Annotated in this window: 16 protein-coding genes; 9 read left to right on the top strand and 7 right to left on the bottom strand. The window is 61.0% G+C overall.

Annotated features, from left to right (window positions below):
* Nucleotides 1–128 precede the first annotated feature (128 nt).
* Nucleotides 129–521, bottom strand: coding sequence for a DUF5655 domain-containing protein (locus tag H8S34_RS08445; RefSeq protein ID WP_186963717.1), 393 nt, complete (start codon nt 519–521; stop codon nt 129–131).
* Between the two features lie 25 nt (nt 522–546).
* Complete coding sequence (locus H8S34_RS08440) at nt 547–1,302, bottom strand: EFR1 family ferrodoxin (RefSeq protein WP_186963716.1); 756 nt, start codon at nt 1,300–1,302, stop codon at nt 547–549.
* A gap of 231 nt (nt 1,303–1,533) precedes the next feature.
* On the opposite strand from H8S34_RS08440, the gene H8S34_RS08435 reads away from it, so the two are divergent.
* The 3 genes from H8S34_RS08435 to H8S34_RS08425 all read left to right on the top strand — a co-directional run bounded on the left by H8S34_RS08435 (nt 1,534) and on the right by H8S34_RS08425 (nt 4,191).
* Nucleotides 1,534–2,706, top strand: a complete 1,173-nt coding sequence (locus H8S34_RS08435) for a hypothetical protein (protein ID WP_101692765.1) — start codon at nt 1,534–1,536, stop codon at nt 2,704–2,706.
* A gap of 106 nt (nt 2,707–2,812) precedes the next feature.
* Nucleotides 2,813–3,652 (top strand): hypothetical protein, encoded by an 840-nt coding sequence (locus tag H8S34_RS08430; protein ID WP_101692766.1) that lies wholly within the window; start codon nt 2,813–2,815, stop codon nt 3,650–3,652.
* Between the two features lie 62 nt (nt 3,653–3,714).
* Nucleotides 3,715–4,191, top strand: a complete 477-nt coding sequence (locus H8S34_RS08425; protein ID WP_186963715.1) for a CYTH domain-containing protein — start codon at nt 3,715–3,717, stop codon at nt 4,189–4,191.
* Nucleotides 4,192–4,377: 186 nt separating this feature from the next.
* Here the strand turns inward: H8S34_RS08425 and H8S34_RS15350 are convergent, their stop codons facing one another.
* A complete protein-coding gene (locus H8S34_RS15350; RefSeq protein WP_279287847.1) occupies nt 4,378–4,512 on the bottom strand; it encodes a hypothetical protein in 135 nt (44 codons plus the stop codon).
* A gap of 236 nt (nt 4,513–4,748) precedes the next feature.
* Here H8S34_RS15350 and H8S34_RS08420 point away from each other — a divergent pair, with 236 nt between their 5' ends.
* A complete protein-coding gene (locus tag H8S34_RS08420) occupies nt 4,749–5,579 on the top strand; it encodes a hypothetical protein (protein WP_186963714.1) in 831 nt (276 codons plus the stop codon).
* 65 nt (nt 5,580–5,644) lie between these two features.
* On the opposite strand, the gene bsh is transcribed toward H8S34_RS08420, so the two are convergent.
* The 4 genes from bsh to H8S34_RS08400 form a co-directional block, all read right to left on the bottom strand.
* Nucleotides 5,645–6,622: a choloylglycine hydrolase gene (bsh, locus tag H8S34_RS08415; protein WP_186963713.1), complete on the bottom strand. Its 978-nt coding sequence runs from the start codon at nt 6,620–6,622 to the stop codon at nt 5,645–5,647.
* Between the two features lie 224 nt (nt 6,623–6,846).
* Nucleotides 6,847–7,203 carry a hypothetical protein gene (locus H8S34_RS08410; RefSeq protein ID WP_186963712.1) on the bottom strand — a complete coding sequence of 119 codons (357 nt, stop codon included), beginning with the start codon at nt 7,201–7,203 and terminating at the stop codon, nt 6,847–6,849.
* A 164-nt stretch (nt 7,204–7,367) separates the two neighbouring features.
* On the bottom strand, nt 7,368–8,006 hold the full coding sequence (locus H8S34_RS08405) for a hypothetical protein (protein WP_186963711.1): 639 nt from the start codon (nt 8,004–8,006) through the stop codon (nt 7,368–7,370).
* 538 nt (nt 8,007–8,544) lie between these two features.
* Nucleotides 8,545–9,648 (bottom strand): DUF3048 domain-containing protein, encoded by a 1,104-nt coding sequence (locus tag H8S34_RS08400; protein ID WP_186963710.1) that lies wholly within the window; start codon nt 9,646–9,648, stop codon nt 8,545–8,547.
* A gap of 222 nt (nt 9,649–9,870) precedes the next feature.
* On the opposite strand from H8S34_RS08400, the gene H8S34_RS08395 reads away from it, so the two are divergent.
* From H8S34_RS08395 to tsaD, 5 genes are all read left to right on the top strand, one after another.
* Nucleotides 9,871–10,410 carry a DUF4364 family protein gene (locus H8S34_RS08395; protein ID WP_101692868.1) on the top strand — a complete coding sequence of 180 codons (540 nt, stop codon included), beginning with the start codon at nt 9,871–9,873 and terminating at the stop codon, nt 10,408–10,410.
* 107 nt (nt 10,411–10,517) lie between these two features.
* Complete coding sequence (gene polA, locus H8S34_RS08390) at nt 10,518–13,178, top strand: DNA polymerase I (protein ID WP_186963709.1); 2,661 nt, start codon at nt 10,518–10,520, stop codon at nt 13,176–13,178.
* A gap of 26 nt (nt 13,179–13,204) precedes the next feature.
* Nucleotides 13,205–13,654: a ribosomal protein S18-alanine N-acetyltransferase gene (gene rimI / locus H8S34_RS08385; RefSeq protein WP_186963708.1), complete on the top strand. Its 450-nt coding sequence runs from the start codon at nt 13,205–13,207 to the stop codon at nt 13,652–13,654.
* A complete protein-coding gene (locus tag H8S34_RS08380; protein ID WP_186963707.1) occupies nt 13,651–14,247 on the top strand; it encodes a GNAT family N-acetyltransferase in 597 nt (198 codons plus the stop codon). Before rimI ends, H8S34_RS08380 begins: the two co-directional genes overlap by 4 nt.
* Nucleotides 14,244–15,254, top strand: a complete 1,011-nt coding sequence (tsaD, locus tag H8S34_RS08375; RefSeq protein WP_186963706.1) for a tRNA (adenosine(37)-N6)-threonylcarbamoyltransferase complex transferase subunit TsaD — start codon at nt 14,244–14,246, stop codon at nt 15,252–15,254. Before H8S34_RS08380 ends, tsaD begins: the two co-directional genes overlap by 4 nt.
* Nucleotides 15,255–15,490: the final 236 nt, after the last annotated feature.

Below are 15,490 nucleotides of genomic sequence, written 5' to 3'. Positions count from 1 at the left end.
GCGCGGCGGCCTGCATCCCCCTCGAAAAAATGCTTGCATTTTTGAGAAGCGTGTCGAACCTGTTCGACACGCGGAAGCCCCGCCCCTTCTCCTGTTTTGGGAGAGAGGGCGGGGCCATTTTATTTTATCTATTTGGTTTGGGCGAACTGATAGGCCTCCTCGATCCAGGCGAAGAGGGTGTCGTCCAGCTGCTGGGGCGAGGAGACCACCACGTGGTGGGTCCAGCGGTTGGGATAGGGCTCCACCGCCACGGCCACGCGGGGGGAGTCCAGCCGGTGGGAGAGCCCGAAGGTCACCAGGATGCAGGTCTTGGGCCAGTCCTTCTTCCGCCGGACCGGCAGGGAGGCGGCGGCGAAGAGATGGCGGTTGTAGAAGCTGATCTGGCTCTTCTGCACCTTGACCGAGCAGGCGGGGAACTGGGCGCACAGGCGGCGGAAGAAGGCCTCGTACAGGGCTAGCTCTTCGGCGTGGCCGTCAAAATAGGCCAGCACGTCGCTCTCATAGTAGGGGGAACATTCCATCGCGTACTCCTTTCCAGAGCGGGGCTCAGGGCTGGTAGGGGGGACACTGGTAGCGGGCCTTGCCCCGGGTGGCCTTGCCGTACTCGATGGCCGCCGCGGGGCAGCCGCAGAGACAGGCCATGCAGTGGGTGCAGTTCTTCCCCCAGACGGGGCGGCCGCCCTCCAGGTGGATGTTCCCCAGGGGGCAGTCCTGGGCGCATTTGCCGCAGGAGATGCAGGCGGAGGAGACCGTGAAGGGCTTGGCTTTTACGAAAAAGCGGTAGAAGAGCCGGTTGACCGGGCCGGACTTGAGGCGGTCGGGCAGACCCGCGGCGGGGGGCGGGAAGTCCTCCCCGGCCTGGATGCGCGCGGCCGCCTGCTCCAGCGTGGGCCGGACGGCGGCCAGGAGGCGCTTGCTCTCCCCCTCCTCCGGCGCGGGGAAGAGGACCAGGTAGTTGTCCGGCATGACCACCGGCAGGGTGCCCCGGCAGGCGAGCCCCAGCTCCCCGCACAGGGTCCGGTTGGCCCGGTGGGCGTCCCCGATCTCCGCGCCGCAGGTCATGACGAAATAGGCCTCCCGGCAGCCGGAGAAGGAGCTGCTGCGGAGGAAGTCCCGAAAGACCCGGGGCAGCTGCCAGCTGTACGTGGGGGCCACGAAGACCCAGGGGGATTCGGAGTGCAGGCGGGCCGGGCTCCCCTGGCGCAGGTAGTAGGCCGCGTCCACATACGCGTCCCCCAGCCGGTGGGCGAGCATCTGGGCGCAGTAGCGGCTGTTGCCGGTTCCGGAAAAAGAAAGAATCATGGAATCCCTCGCTTTCACATTTGGAACTCTATCATACCACGGGGAACCGTTTTTTCAAAGGGCGGGCCGTTGCGTTTGAGGGGAAAATGGGGTATCCTGATACTACCAAGGCCCCCGAAAAGGGGGGGAGAGGAGACAGTCCTGGCCGGATGAAGCTTTTATACCATGGTTTATCTTGGGTAATCTCGGGGATTATTGCATGATACTGTGCTGAGATTGGAGGAATCACGTATGAAAGAAAAGCTGATTTGTACATTTCCGGGCTGTGATATGATGCCTCCGATTTTTATGGGGGATCGGGACATATATGCAGTGACCTGGGCGGGAGCGTTCCATTTTCATGACGGCTCCATGCATACCCTGCTTGACTTTGAAGCTTTGGGGCGCATAGCGCTTCCTCGGAATAATATCTATAATCCCTACATGCATGGCGGCGGACCACATCCGCCTCTTCTTGTGAATGATGCGATCTACATTTTGAGTGAAAAATCCGTTGGTGCCGTCCCGCCGATCCTCAGCATCTTTTCCAGAACGGATGAACTGCTTCAAGAGGTTGAGCTGGAAATACGTTCTGTAAGGTGGATGGGAGCTTCCGATGACCACCTGTTTACTTTGGGCTATCAGCAAGCCTTCGTTATGGACACCTCTGGCCGGTGTCTTCATAAAGTTGATATCGACTGGCAGTCAATGGATAAAACACCAGCTGTGATCTACAAAGATTCCATGCTTTTTATTGATAAAAAAGATGGCGGCTATTGGCTGTTTCGCCTTTTTGCAGATGGTACCCTGGAGGCTGTGCACCGCATTGCCGGTTATGAGGTCATGTGTCCAGCAAAAGATTTTGTAGTTTCCGGTTCTGAGATTTACCTGCAATGGTTTGCCGTTGGGGAATTGGAATTTGAGGGGTCTGCCTTTTTCATCTTCCGCGAGTATGAACCCGGACGCCTGTTGCTGCGGAAATGTCTGCTGCTTGGCGGTCAAAATGAAGATGGTATATTGAAAGGGGGATTTCCCGGTGGGTTTTGTGTGAATGGAGACTCTCTGCTCTATACAGACGACTACATGTCAGTGAAACGGACGAAGGCGGATAGATTTCCGTCTGTCCCAAACGGTATATATGGGAGGCTGATCACAGCTTCAACTGTAGATGGCACCTATACCGCGGTCAAAATACCCTTTGATTTTCACAAAGTAGCGCCTGCTCCGATTATCGCGTTGAAAGATGGAACAATCGCTTCTAAGTGGTATAGCGATCAAGACTACCCGCTTTATGTCGTACAGCGGGATGGTACATGGCAGGCGGGACCGACACGCCGGGCGCAATATTTAGTCAAATATAATGAGCAGATCTACGCCTGCGATGTGGGCGGGAAGAACTCCAAGATCCGGCAGATACAGTTCTGAGAAGCGGGGCAGACTGATCCGGAAGCGGCCCGTTGCCTTTGAGGAGAAAATGGGGTATCCTGATACTACCAAGGCCCCCGAAAAGGGGGGAGAGGAGGCGGCGCAAATGGGAACCTGGGACACTTCCCTGTACGGCGGAGACCTTCCGCTGGACATCAAGGACGAATACTATGAGCAGCTTTATGAGGGACACACACCGGAAGAGGCGGCGGCCCTGGTCTGGAAGGAGCTGCAATTGAGCGAGGAAGACCTCCCCGTGTTCCGGCTGATCCTGGCGGATATCCAGTGGAAGCTGGGGCAGATGACGGAGGATACGCTGCGCAACGCGCTGGAGATACTGGACAGCGGGGCGGCGATGGCGGAATGGGAAGGGGCCGATGAGTCGGACCGCCGCAGCCGGGAGCGTGTGCTGGAGCGTCTGCGCAAGAAGCTGGAATCCCCCCAGGGGCCGCGCAAGACCGTGAAGCGTCCCAAGCCCAAGAAATTTAAGTACAAGATAGGAGATATTATCGCAGTTCGGTTTGTGCCAGAACTTGTAGAAGGAAAGCCAGAGCTTGAAGTATACTGTAATAAGTATTTCATGGTCCAGGTAGTCGGATATTCAAATAAGCAGACCAGTTGCAGTCGCTATCCAACGTTTGAACAGTGTGGCGCTCTTGTCCTACTGGATTGGATGGGAGATACCATGCCTGATATGGAAGCGTTTGAGGCTGCTCCTATGCTGGACTTAAAGAAAGCGCTGTATTGGTTTGATAGAAGCTTTTTTATTGCAGGGATGTACCGTACGAAGGATGTCCAGTGTACTGTGATTGGACATGCTGAGGTAAAATTCAGTCAGGATGTTCCGGAATGTGCTGGACCAAACAGTGTACATTGGAATTGGAACTCCATAGTTCTAGACATAGCCAGGGCCTATATGGCGCAGCATTCTATGGGTAACAACTAAACACCCCTATCCGGCCCCCGGGCATTGTCCTGAGGGCCGGACGGAGACAGGAGGAAGCGGATATGGAGATCGAACGCCGCTGGCTGGCCCGTGGCTGGCCGGAGAGAGAGCCCGACGAGGTCTGGCACATGGAGCAGGGGTATGTGACCACCCGCCCCGCCGTCCGGGTGCGCAGCGAGCGCCGGGCGGGCGGAGAGGAGCGCTTTATGCTCTGCCTGAAGCGGGGGAGCGGCCTGAGCCGGATGGAGGTGGAGTTCCCCGTGGAGGAGGCGCAGTTCCGGGCGGTGGCCGCCTTCATCGACAAGCCCTTTATCCAAAAGGAGCAGCGGCGCTACTCCCTGCCGGAGGGGTATACCCTGGAGTGGAACCAGGTGGACGCGGGCACCCCCGAGGGCTACTTCTACGCCGAGGTGGAGTTCCCCACCGAGGAGGCGGCCCTGGCCTGGGACCCCGGGGAATGGCAGCCCTGGCTGCTCCGGGAGGTCACCCAGGAGGGGCAGGAGAGCATGGCGGCCTACTGGGCCCGTACCAGAGGGTAAAAACAAAGGGGTGGCCGGGGTATCCCGGGCCGCCCTCCCTTTACCCTGAAAAAGGGAATAAATGGGATAAACAAGGATAGAACCTTGATTTTTACGGGTAATTTACAAAATATTCTTGATTTCTTCACGGAATCGTAAGAAACAGGGGTTGTAAATTTACATAAAATAGAGTATACTGAGTACAGATCAAACGAGGGAGGTGATACTATGTTGTATGAGAAGAATCGTGGGACCGATATTGACGATATGATTTTTGGCGGCGATGAGAAGGTCATTCGCAGCGATCGCTAAAAAACCGGATTCCGTCAGGGTTTGTTCCACACCAGACTTTGGTGTGGTTTTTGTTTTTATGTACCAAATCAACCGTTTCGAAAGATGGTGAAGGACATGGACACAGAACCGGGCCAGTATTGGAAGTAAGCGGCAGGGAGAGGGCATGAGGCCCCAACCCCTGCCGCTTTTTCATGTCCCGGGGGCCGGGGCGGGGCGCACCATTCTCCCGCCCCCTCATAGAATGGCATGGAAGCAATTCCGAACACGCATTAGGAGGTATTGCAATGCCTGAGAAAGTAACCCCCGGCCCTGTGCAGGAAAACACCTGCATCCGGGAAGCCGTCTGCATTGACACCCGAAAGATCTTTGATTCGTGCAAAGACAAGGACTGCATCGAAGATCTGCGGTTCTATCCCACCCAGGATTCCCAGTGCGCCATCGACCGGGCGGTCAGCATCAAGGCCGGGAAGGCCGAGCTGATCTATGTGTACATCGACGTGGAGCCCATCGGGTTCAACCGCGGCTTTTACACCGTGGACGTCCGCTACTACTACCGGGTCACGGCCGACGCCTTTGTGGGCGCGGTGCGTCCGGTGGAGATCAGCGGCCTGTGCGTCTTTGACAAGCGGGTCATCCTCTTCGGCAGCGAGAGCAGCGCCAAGGTCTTCTCCTCCTGCCTGGACGAGGGGCCGGACGCCCAGATGCGCCGGTGCAGCGTGCCCACCGCCGTGGTGGAGGCGGTGGACCCCATCGTCCTGAACATGAAGCTGGTGGACGTGTGCGAGTGCCACCCCTGCGACTGCGAGCTGACCGAGATCCCGCCCTGCATCTGCGCCTGCTTCTGCAGCGACCTGTGCTTCGGCAACCAGGGCAAGCGGGTCTATGTGAGCCTGGGGCAGTTCTCCATCATCCGGCTGGAGCGGGACACCCAGCTCCTCATGCCCATCTACGACTACTGCCTGCCCGAGAAGGAGTGCACCTGCGGCGGCAACGAGGACGATCCCTGTGAGATCTTCCGCCATGTGAAGTTCCCCGTGGATGAGTTCTTTCCGCCCAACCAGGCCCCCGGCACCCCCGCGTGCTACCGGGAGGTCAAGAACGGCTGCATGGTCTAAATCGTACAAACAGTGGCTCCCCCGGTCGGTTTGGCCGGGGGAGCCGCTGCGTGGAAACCTATCGTTTAATTGACCCAGTGTACGTGCTGCCGGTTCTCCAGCGGATAGCAGGAGAGCGCCTCTCCATCCATCAGCGCCTCGGTAAAACGCACCCCGTTGATCTGATGGTTTTCGTAGGTTTTATAGTAATAGACCCCATGGGAGGCATCGGCGCAGGAGGCATACAGGGTCAGGTCCGGCTTTCCCTCCGGGGTGATGACGCTTCCCCGGACCATGGATACGCCATCCAGGATGTGGAAGAACTGCGTCACATCCTGGAGTTCATCCCCGGTAAAGAGGGCGCTCTCCTTCAAAAAGGCCGCCCGTACAAAGCGGGACATGGGGGAGACATCGCCGGGCAGTCCCAGCGCGCCCATGCCCTGCCCGTATACGGCCAGGGGAAGCTCCGGCGCAAAGGTGTTCTTGGGGGGATGGGGCGAGAGGGTCTGATAATTGCTCAGGTTCATCTGCTGGTACGGAAAGGGCGGATTGTTGGTGAGCACCCCCACCGGGTCGGGATAGAGATGGGCCCCGTCCTCCATGACCTCCAGCACCATAGAGCCGGTGCCGTCGGCAATGTGCCAGTGCAGCGGGGCCACCGGATAGCCCGGTGCAAAGGGAAGGTTCAAGAGGTCGATCCCCTTCAGGATGGCTTCGGCCTGCGCCAGGGTCTCACAGCTGCCCAGCACCAGCGGGATCAGCTCGTAGGGAGCCACGGCGTCCGCTGCGGCCTGTTCCGGCGGGGTGTAATAGGCATTCCCGGGGAAATTCAGGCCCGCCATATAGAGGCCCTTTTCGTTCATCGCCTCCGCATACAGGGCGGTATCCCGATCCACCGTGGCCATGCCGATCATGGCCAGATGGTGCGCCATGGTACTGCGCCGGTGGAAGTGCAGCGGATGGTTTCGGGGGGTGATCACCACCTGCTGTCCAAAGGAATATTCCAGATCCAGCGTGCGGCCAAACAGCTTCCGGGGGGCAGAAAACGCGACGCTCGTACACATAAAACAGGCCTCCTTGCAACCTTTTTTTCAGTATACCCCCGGAGGGGCCAAAAAGCAAACCTTCCGCTGGTTTTCACATTTTTACCGTAAAGTTTTACCGAAAAGAACGGCTGCATGGTCTGAGCACAAAACCGGCTCCCCCGGTCGAGAGGACTGGGGGAGCCGGTCTGTTGTTGGGCTGGTTGGGTCTGGACCTCCAGGTCTTCAGGTCCCGTCCGTTTCCGCTAATAGCACTTCTTGCACGGCTCCCGTCCGCTGCTCTGCGCTTGGCTGATGGGGACCTGCGAGGGATTCTTCATGTTGCTGCAATTTGGATTGGAGTGATATTTCTTCCCGCTGCCAGAGATCCACACCATCGCCTCCTGCGGCGCAGGCTCCGGCGTTGGAGCGGGCGTCGGTGTGGGGGCAGGCGTCGGCGTAGGAGTTGGGGTAGGCGTCGGGGTCGGAGTGGGCGTGGGCGTGGGCGTGGGAGTGGGGGTCGGAGCCGGAGTCGCTGTAACCACCGGCGTGGGGGTAGGCGTGGGGTCTGGAGCCGTACTGGCAGAGCAGCCTGCCAGGGAGAGCACCATCGTACCAGCCAAAAGAAAAGCGGCTATTCGAATATTTCTCATTTTCATATCTCTTTCACTACAATCGTTCCGAAACTTGCAGGCACTCTCTGCTGTGCTATGGACCGGGCGCCCACAGTCGTTTGAACTGGGGGCGCCCGGTTGTTCTCACATCGAATGCGATTCCGTTTACCAAATTAGATCGGATCAATGCTCAGCATGGCAATTCCATCGGAGACCATATACATATATTTTGCACAGGTTCCGGTGGACAGATTCAGAGCCTTGCCGGAGGAAGTTGCATTTACAATATCCAATTCGTCGTCAACCAGCGTGAGCGTATCCGTATCCGGCTCAAAGAGTCCAACCAATGCACCTAAATAAAGAAGGACATCCGTCGAGTTTTCTTCGGTCAATTTGTCAAGAGAGACGATCATGGTAACGCTCTGGACGTTGCCGGTTTCCTTCGAATCCAAGAGAAGGATTGTCACGCCGTCATAGGGGATATAAGAGTAGCTGGTACCTGCCACGCTGCTTCCTTCGCTCTCCTTCTCTGTGGTTTCCACCTTCATGTCGGCCGGGAGGACTTGGACATAATCCTTGACATAGTTGGACAGCGTATCGATCGTCTCATCGACGGTGACAGGGAACGACTTTTCAACGATCTGGCTTTCCGTGGACTCCGGCTGTGCGGCAGGGGACGGAGTGGGTGCAACCGCAGCAGAGGGCGTTGGACTGACGGAAGCGGGGGATGCGGTGGGAGCAGTTGCGCTGCAAGCGGACAGCCCCGCAGGGAAGCGCAGAGCACAGCGGTGATACTTTTTTTCATAATACATTTCTCTCTCTATGCAGGGTCCGACATGGACCCCTGTTATACCTTAACAAGATACTAAAAATGGGGTATCATGGCACTGGTATAGATCTTAAAAAGAGACAGAGGAATACCGGCGGATCTGTCCCCGCCGGATAGGCCAGGGGAACACCCTGACGCCGGAAGAGACGCGGATGATTTATCTTTCCCATTTACACAACACCTTTTAACCGAGACAACATCCGATTTTGTTGCTCTGTTATCGGCGGATCGAACAGGTGACCGGCCAAGATATCTTCCAATTCCACAGGAACGATCCGTCTTTTTTTGCCACACACATCGCAGGGAGATAAAACCAATAGGCATCATATCACAATCGCCCGGAAAGGGCAACTGGGAGCACCCCCCCTCCCGACAAAATTGTCGGGACCCTCCTGACAAAAATGGCGGGACCCCTCCCGACAAAAATGGCGGAGAGAGTAAGTCAAGATAAGAGAATAAAAAAGAAAACCGAAAAAGAGCGTCCCCGGTCTGAGAGGACCGGAGACGCCTAAGCTGTCTTCTCAGCCCTGGATCTCCACGTCGGAGTCCAGGGGGACGATGTTCACATAGCTGTGCCCGGCACCCAGGGAGATGGGGTTGCCGTTCAGGTCGGTATAGCGCAGCTGCTCATTCCGGCCCCCCTTGCTCCAGAGGATGTCGATGAGCTGGCCGCCGCAGGCATAGTAGCCGGTGCCGCCGCTGGTGAGGTCCACCGTGATGCGGCCCTTGTCGTCCCCGCGGATGGCGGAGCACCGGGTCTTGAGGATGAGCACGTTGGTGACTCCCACCTGCTCGCCGGTGTTGCCGTCCACATAGGGCTTTCCGTACTCCTCCACCAGATAGAGCTCCTGCTCCGGGTCGTAGGTGAACACGCCCGTCTTTACGTTGGAGAAGGGGACGGTGATGGTGTTGGCCGTCACCCCGCCGGAGGGGGTGCCGTCGGGCAGGAAGTTCATCTCGTAGGTATAGCCCTCCTTGTGCTCCTGCCGGAAGGAGTAGCCCGCAAAGCGCTCCACGATGGTCTCGCCGGTGGTGATGACGCTGTGCTCATAGCCCATGTTGCGCCGCCGGTCGGCGTCCCGCCACATCAGGTTGGAGCCGGGGCTGGAGCCGCAGTAGGGCCCGTTGACCCCGTCCAGGGCGGTGACGTTCCAGGCGCGGATCTTCTCATAGGCGTCGGGGCTGCCGCCGGCGTGGATGTAGACCGCGTCGTGGCCCAGGGCCAGCTCCAGATAGTAGGGCCGGGAGGAGCGGATGGAGCCGATGGCCCCCGCCTGACTGAGGTCCTGATAGACCCCCAGCATCCGGGTGATGCCGCCCTCGGCCAGGCACTCATAGATGATGTCGGCGTCGGAGACCCCCACCTGGGGAAGGGCCTGCTTGAGGTTGTTGAGCATGATGGCCACCGGGCGGCGGTTCGCATACTCCTCGGCGATGGGCAGTCCCGTGAGGGGATTCACCGGGCCGGTATACTCCGGCTCGGGGGTAGGCGTGGGAATGGGCTCGGGCGTCCGGACCGGGAGGGAGTGCTCCGGCGCGGGGGAGACCTGGGCCGTGGGCTTCCCGCAGGCGCTCAGGCCCAGCAGCAGAGCGAGACAGAGTGGGGCGAGCTTCTTGGTCAGCATGGAAGAAAGCCTCTCTTTCCTGGTAATTCCGGGATAATTTTATGATACCCTCCCGGCCGAACTCTGTCAAGAAAGACAAAAACGGCGGGAAATATGGGACCGCGGGGCGGCGGAGGAGGGAAAGCCCGCCACGCTCTTGCCAAGCCGGAAAAAATACCGTATAATGACTTTAACTGAGCAGTACAGAGAAAAGACTGCAAACGCAGAAAGGTGGTCCCTTCCATGAGCCGTTTTGGTTTCATCCACGACAAAATGGAGATCAAGTTCCTGGTCCTCTACATTATGGCCCGGGTGGCCTCACCCATCGACTTTCCCACGCTGACCGAGCTGACCATGTGCGACGAGGGCGTGGACTATTTCGATTTTGCCGAGGCGGTGGCCGAGCTGGTGGAGACCGGGCATATGACCCTGGAGGATGGGCTCTATGCCATCACCGACAAGGGCCGCCAGAACGGCGAGGCCTGCGAGAGCAGCCTGCCCTACTCGGTCAAGCACAAGTGCAACGCCAACCTGGCCAAGGTCAACGGCATCCTGCGGCGCAACGCCCAGGTCCGCACCGAGGTGCTGCCCCGGCCGGACGGGAGCCTCACCGCCCGCATGACCCTGGACGACGAGGGGGGCAACATCATGACCATCGAGCTGCTGTGCGTCAACCGGGACCAGGCCGCCCGCCTGTCCGAGGGGTTCCAGGCCAAGCCCGAGCGGGTCTACAACGAGGTGCTGGCCGCCCTGCTGGACAAAGAGGACAGCAAGGACGAATAAGGATACCGCCCCCGGGGATGGAGTGTTCCGTTCCGCGGGGGCGGACTTGTGCCGGGCGGAAAAAGCGGATATAATAGAAGGAATCAGATTCGGGACGGAGGCATCCTATGAAAAAACTCATGGCCATTGACGGCAACTCCATCATCAACCGGGCCTTTTACGGCATCCGGCCCCTCACCACCAAGGACGGCACCCCTACCAACGCCGTCTACGGCTTTGTGACCATCCTGCTCAAGCTGCTGGAGGAGGAGAAGCCAGACGCCCTCTGCGTGACCTTTGACCGGAAGGCCCCCACCTTCCGCCACCTGGCCTATGAGGGCTACAAGGCCCAGCGCAAGGGTATGCCCGAGGAGCTGGCCGCCCAGATGCCCATTCTGAAGGACGTGCTGGACGCCATGAACATCCCCCGCTATGAGCTGGACGGCTGGGAGGCCGACGACCTCTTGGGGACCATCGCCGCCCGGGACACCGCGGCCGGGTGGGAGACCGTCATCGTCACCGGCGACAAGGACTCCCTCCAGCTGGTGAGCGACCACGCCACCGTCAAGCTGGTGACCACCCGCATGGGCCAGACCACCACCCGCAACATGACCCCGGCGGTCTTCCGGGAGGAGTACGGCTTCGACCCCATCCACATTGTGGACCTGAAGGCCCTGATGGGGGACAGCAGCGACAACATCCCCGGCGTCAAGGGCATCGGGGAGAAGACCGCCATGGACCTCATCCAGCGCTACGGCTCGGTGGAGGCCATCTACCAGGGCCTGGACACTCTGGAGGCCAAGCCCGCCGTGCTGAAAAAGCTGCGGGAGGGGGAGGAGGGCGCCCGGCTCTCCTATGACCTGGCCACCATCCGGTGCGAGGCCCCCATTCCGTTTGCCCCCGAGGACAACCTCCGGCAGGAGAGCCACACCGCCGCCCTCTACGACCTCTTCCTCAAGCTGGAGTTCCAGAAGCTCATCGACAAGCTGGGCCTCAAGGCCCCCCAGGGGGAGACCCCGCAGGAGGAGCAGTTTACCGGCACCTGCACCAGCGAGGTGGTGGAGGACCGGGCCCGGGCCGAGGAGCTGCTGGCGCTCTGGCGCGGGCAGGAGAGCGTGAACGTGCTGGCCCTGCCGGGGCTGAACGTGGTGGCGGTGGAGCACCGGGTGAACGAGAGGGAGTGTCACGCCGCCGTCCTCCGCGCCGACAAGCTGGAGGGGTACAACGACCTCTTAAAGGCCCTCTTCGCCGGGGACATCAAAAAGAACACCCACGACGTGAAGAGCCTCCTCTCCCGGTTGCTGGAGGAGGGCATCGAGGGGGATGGCTTTGTCTTCGACACCGCCCTGGCCGCCTACCTCCTGGCCCCCACCGACGGCAGCTATGACCTGGAAAAGCTGGGTATGAGCTGGTTCAACCACGAATACCCCAAGGCCAAGGAGACCTACCTGGCCCCCGACGCCTTCTCCCCCCTGGGGGACGAGGGGACGGTGCTGGGCGCCCTCCTGTCCCACTGCGCCCTCATCGGGGCGCTGAAGGAGGCCATGGCCCCCCGGCTCACCGAGCTGGGGATGGACAAGCTCTATTATGAGGTAGAGCTCCCCCTGTGCGCCGTGCTCAGCCGCATGGAGCGGGAGGGCTTCCTGGTGGACCGGAAGGCCCTGGGGGAATTCGGAGAGATGCTGGAGGGGCGCATCCAGGCCGTCCAGCAGCGCATCTATGAGGAGGCGGGGGAGACCTTCAACATCCTCTCGCCCAAGCAGCTGGGGCACATCCTCTTTGACAAGCTGGGGCTGCCCCCCGTGAAAAAGACCAAGACCGGCTACTCCACCAACGCCGAGGTGCTGGAAAAGCTCCGGGGACAGGCCCCCATCGTGGACGCCGTGCTGGAGTACCGGCAGTACACCAAGCTCTCCTCCACCTATGTGGAGGGGCTGACCAAGGTCATTGCCCCGGACGGGCGCATCCACACCTCCTTCCAGAACACGGTGACCGCTACGGGGCGGCTCTCCTCCACCGAGCCCAACCTCCAGAACATCCCCATCCGCACCGAGCTGGGGGCCGAGCTGCGCAAGATGTTCGTGGCCGGGCCGGGGAACGTGCTGGTGGACGCCGACTACTCCCAGATCGAGCTGCGGCTGCTGGCCCACATCGCCGGGGACGAGCACATGATCTCCGCCTTCCGCAGCGGGGAGGACATCCACACCATCACCGCCGGACAGGTCTTCGGCGTGCCCCCCGAGATGGTGACCCGGCAGATGCGCTCGGCGGCCAAGGCGGTGAACTTCGGCATCGTGTACGGGATTTCGGACTTCTCCCTCTCCCAGGACATCGGCGTCACCCGGAAAGAGGCCAAGGCCTACATGGAGCGCTACTTTGAACGGTATTCCGGCGTCCACGCCTATATGACCGATATTGTGGAGCGGGCCCGGAAAGACGGCTTTGTCTCCACCCTGATGGGCCGCCGCCGCTGGCTGCCCGAGCTCAAATCCTCCAACTTCAATATGCGCTCCTTCGGGGAGCGGGTGGCCCTCAACATGCCCATCCAGGGCACGGCGGCCGACATCATCAAGCTGGCCATGATCCGGGTGGATGCCCGGCTGCGGGCCGAGGGCCTGAAGGCCCGGCTGGTCCTCCAGGTCCACGACGAGCTCATCGTGGAGTGCCCCGAGGAAGAGGCCGAGACCGTGAAGAAGCTGCTCACGGAGGAGATGGAGGGGGTCGTCTCCCTGGCGGTCCCCCTGACGGCGGACGCCCACGTGGGCAAGAGCTGGGCCGAGGCCCACTGAGCAACGAGAAAAAGGAGCGGATCACCATGAATTACCAACTGGTCCCCATGGACCGGAGCCATCTGGAGGGCATCGCGGAGCTGGAGCGGACCTGTTTTTCCCACCCCTGGAGCGTGGATATGCTGGCCGAGGAGCTCTACAACGAGACGGCCTCCTTCCTGGTGGCCGAGGGGGAGGACGGCAGCGTCCTGGGCTACGCGGGGCTCCATGTGGTGCTGGACGAGGGCTATATCGACAATGTGGCGGTGGACCCGGCCTACCGGCGGCAGGGGATCGCCGACGCCCTCATCGACACCTTTGTCCGGTTCGGCGCGGCCAAGCTGGCCTTCCTCACCCTGGAGGTGCGGGCGGGCAATGCCCCCGCCATCGCCCTCTACGAGAAGCACGGCTTCTACGAGGTGGGCCGCCGGAAGGACTACTACGACGACCCGAAGGAGGACGCCATCCTCATGACCCGGGAGTGGGACCGGGCATGATGGAGCTGGACATGCGCGTCCTCTCCCGGCAGCAGATGCGGCGCATCTACCGCTGGGAGATGCAGGAGGCCTTTCCCCGGGTGGAATTGAAGCCCCTGTGGACTATCCTGCGCCTGATGGAGCGGGGCGAGTACGACGCCCTGGGCTTCTACCGGGGGGAGGAGCTGGTGGGATACGCCCTCCTGCGCCTGGGGGAGCGCTTTGTGCTCCTGGACTATCTGGCCGCCTGCCAGGGAAAGCGGGGCGGGGGCGTGGGAAGCGCCATGCTGGGGCAGCTCCAGCGGCGCTACGCCGCCACGGGGGGCCTATTGGCCGAAGTGGAGGCCCTGGAGGAAGATCTCTCCCCGGAGGAGGGGGAGAAGCGCCGCCGCCGTCTGGCCTTCTATACCCGAAACGGCTTTTTTGACCTCAACTACCAGTCCGACATCTTCCGGGTGCGGTATGCCATGCTGGGCTGGTCGGCCTCCGGGTCCATGGACACCGGGGAGGCCATGGAGGCCCACCGGGCCCTCTACCGCCTGGGGACGCTGCTGCCCCTCTACCGGCGCTATGTACACATCCCCATCCAAGAGAAAGAAGGAACGAAACCATGATTATTCTGGCTGTGGAGTCCTCCTGTGACGAGACCGCCGTGGCCGTGGTGCGGGACGGGCGGACGGTGCTCTCCGACGCCATCGCCTCCCAGGCCGATATGCACGCCACCTACGGGGGCGTGGTCCCGGAGATCGCCTCCCGCAAGCATGTGGAGGCCATCGCCGCCCTGGCCGACCGGGCCCTGCGGGAGGCCGGGATCGGAAAGCAGGACATCGACGCGGTGGCGGTCACCTACGCCCCCGGCCTCATCGGCGCGGTGCTGGTGGGGGTGAACTTTGCCAAGTCGGTGGCCTACGCCCTGAAAAAGCCCCTCATCGGGGTACACCACGTGCGGGGCCACATTGCGGCCAACTACATCACCCATCCCGATCTGGAGCCCCCCTTTGTGTGCCTGTGCGTCTCCGGGGGCAACACCATGATCGTGGACGTGAAGAGCTATACCGAGATGGAAATTTTGGGGGCCACCCGGGACGACGCGGCGGGGGAGTGCTTTGACAAGGCGGCCCGGGTCCTGGGGATCGGCTACCCCGGCGGGGCCCCCATGGACAAGCTGGCCCAGGGGGGAGACGATACCCGCTACGACCTGCCCCGGGCCCATGTGGCGGGGGCCGAGCTGGACATGTCCTTCTCCGGGCTCAAGACGGCGGTGGTCAACCTGGTCCACAACGCCAACCAGAAGGGGGAGGCGCTGGACCTGCCCGGCCTGGCGGCCTCCTTCGGCGCGGCGGTGAGCGACACCCTGGTCCCCCGCACCATGGCGGCCGCCCGGAAGTGCGGCTACGGCAAGATCGCCATTGCCGGCGGCGTGGCGGCCAACTCCCGGCTGCGGGCCGACCTGGAGCGGGCCTGCGCCAAGAGCGGGGACAAGCTCTATCTCCCGGCCCTCTCCCTGTGCGGGGACAACGGGGCCATGATCGGCTGCCAGGGCTACTATGAGTATCTGGCCGGAAAGCGGGACAGGATGGACCTGAACGCCTACGCCACCCGGGATATCAGCCGCGGGTAACTGCGTGCCGACCGCACGCGTCTTAAAATACAGTTTGGCATGTAAAAAAGAGGGCCGGTTCCCATTATGGGAGCCGGTCCTCTCAGTCTGTCGATAAAGTGTATTTCTGCGATTTGTGCTGCAAGAGCCTCGCAGAGTTCCGCCGTCCGCAGACGGCGGAATCAAATCCAGTCGTGTTTTCCGGCGGCGTGTACGTCGGAAAACACTCCTCTCAGGCCGCAAGTGTGCGAGCGCCA

The organism is Pseudoflavonifractor hominis (genome assembly GCF_014288125.1).
GTDB lineage: Bacteria > Bacillota > Clostridia > Oscillospirales > Oscillospiraceae > Pseudoflavonifractor_A > Pseudoflavonifractor_A gallinarum.
The sequence above is the reverse complement of the archived record's forward strand: the minus strand, read 5'-3'. Positions and strand labels throughout refer to the sequence as shown.

Excerpts from the sequence above, each read along its gene's own strand:
- H8S34_RS08445 (WP_186963717.1), bottom strand. The coding sequence starts at position 521 with ATGGAATGTTCCCCCTACTATGAGAGCGACGTGCTGGCCTATTTTGAC.
- H8S34_RS08440 (WP_186963716.1), bottom strand. The coding sequence starts at position 1,302 with ATGATTCTTTCTTTTTCCGGAACCGGCAACAGCCGCTACTGCGCCCAG.
- H8S34_RS08435 (WP_101692765.1), top strand. The coding sequence starts at position 1,534 with ATGAAAGAAAAGCTGATTTGTACATTTCCGGGCTGTGATATGATGCCT.
- H8S34_RS08430 (WP_101692766.1), top strand. The coding sequence starts at position 2,813 with ATGGGAACCTGGGACACTTCCCTGTACGGCGGAGACCTTCCGCTGGAC.
- H8S34_RS08425 (WP_186963715.1), top strand. The coding sequence starts at position 3,715 with ATGGAGATCGAACGCCGCTGGCTGGCCCGTGGCTGGCCGGAGAGAGAG.
- H8S34_RS08420 (WP_186963714.1), top strand. The coding sequence starts at position 4,749 with ATGCCTGAGAAAGTAACCCCCGGCCCTGTGCAGGAAAACACCTGCATC.
- bsh (WP_186963713.1), bottom strand. The coding sequence starts at position 6,622 with ATGTGTACGAGCGTCGCGTTTTCTGCCCCCCGGAAGCTGTTTGGCCGC.
- H8S34_RS08405 (WP_186963711.1), bottom strand. The coding sequence starts at position 8,006 with ATGTATTATGAAAAAAAGTATCACCGCTGTGCTCTGCGCTTCCCTGCG.
- H8S34_RS08400 (WP_186963710.1), bottom strand. The coding sequence starts at position 9,648 with ATGCTGACCAAGAAGCTCGCCCCACTCTGTCTCGCTCTGCTGCTGGGC.
- H8S34_RS08395 (WP_101692868.1), top strand. The coding sequence starts at position 9,871 with ATGAGCCGTTTTGGTTTCATCCACGACAAAATGGAGATCAAGTTCCTG.
- polA (WP_186963709.1), top strand. The coding sequence starts at position 10,518 with ATGAAAAAACTCATGGCCATTGACGGCAACTCCATCATCAACCGGGCC.
- rimI (WP_186963708.1), top strand. The coding sequence starts at position 13,205 with ATGAATTACCAACTGGTCCCCATGGACCGGAGCCATCTGGAGGGCATC.
- H8S34_RS08380 (WP_186963707.1), top strand. The coding sequence starts at position 13,651 with ATGATGGAGCTGGACATGCGCGTCCTCTCCCGGCAGCAGATGCGGCGC.
- tsaD (WP_186963706.1), top strand. The coding sequence starts at position 14,244 with ATGATTATTCTGGCTGTGGAGTCCTCCTGTGACGAGACCGCCGTGGCC.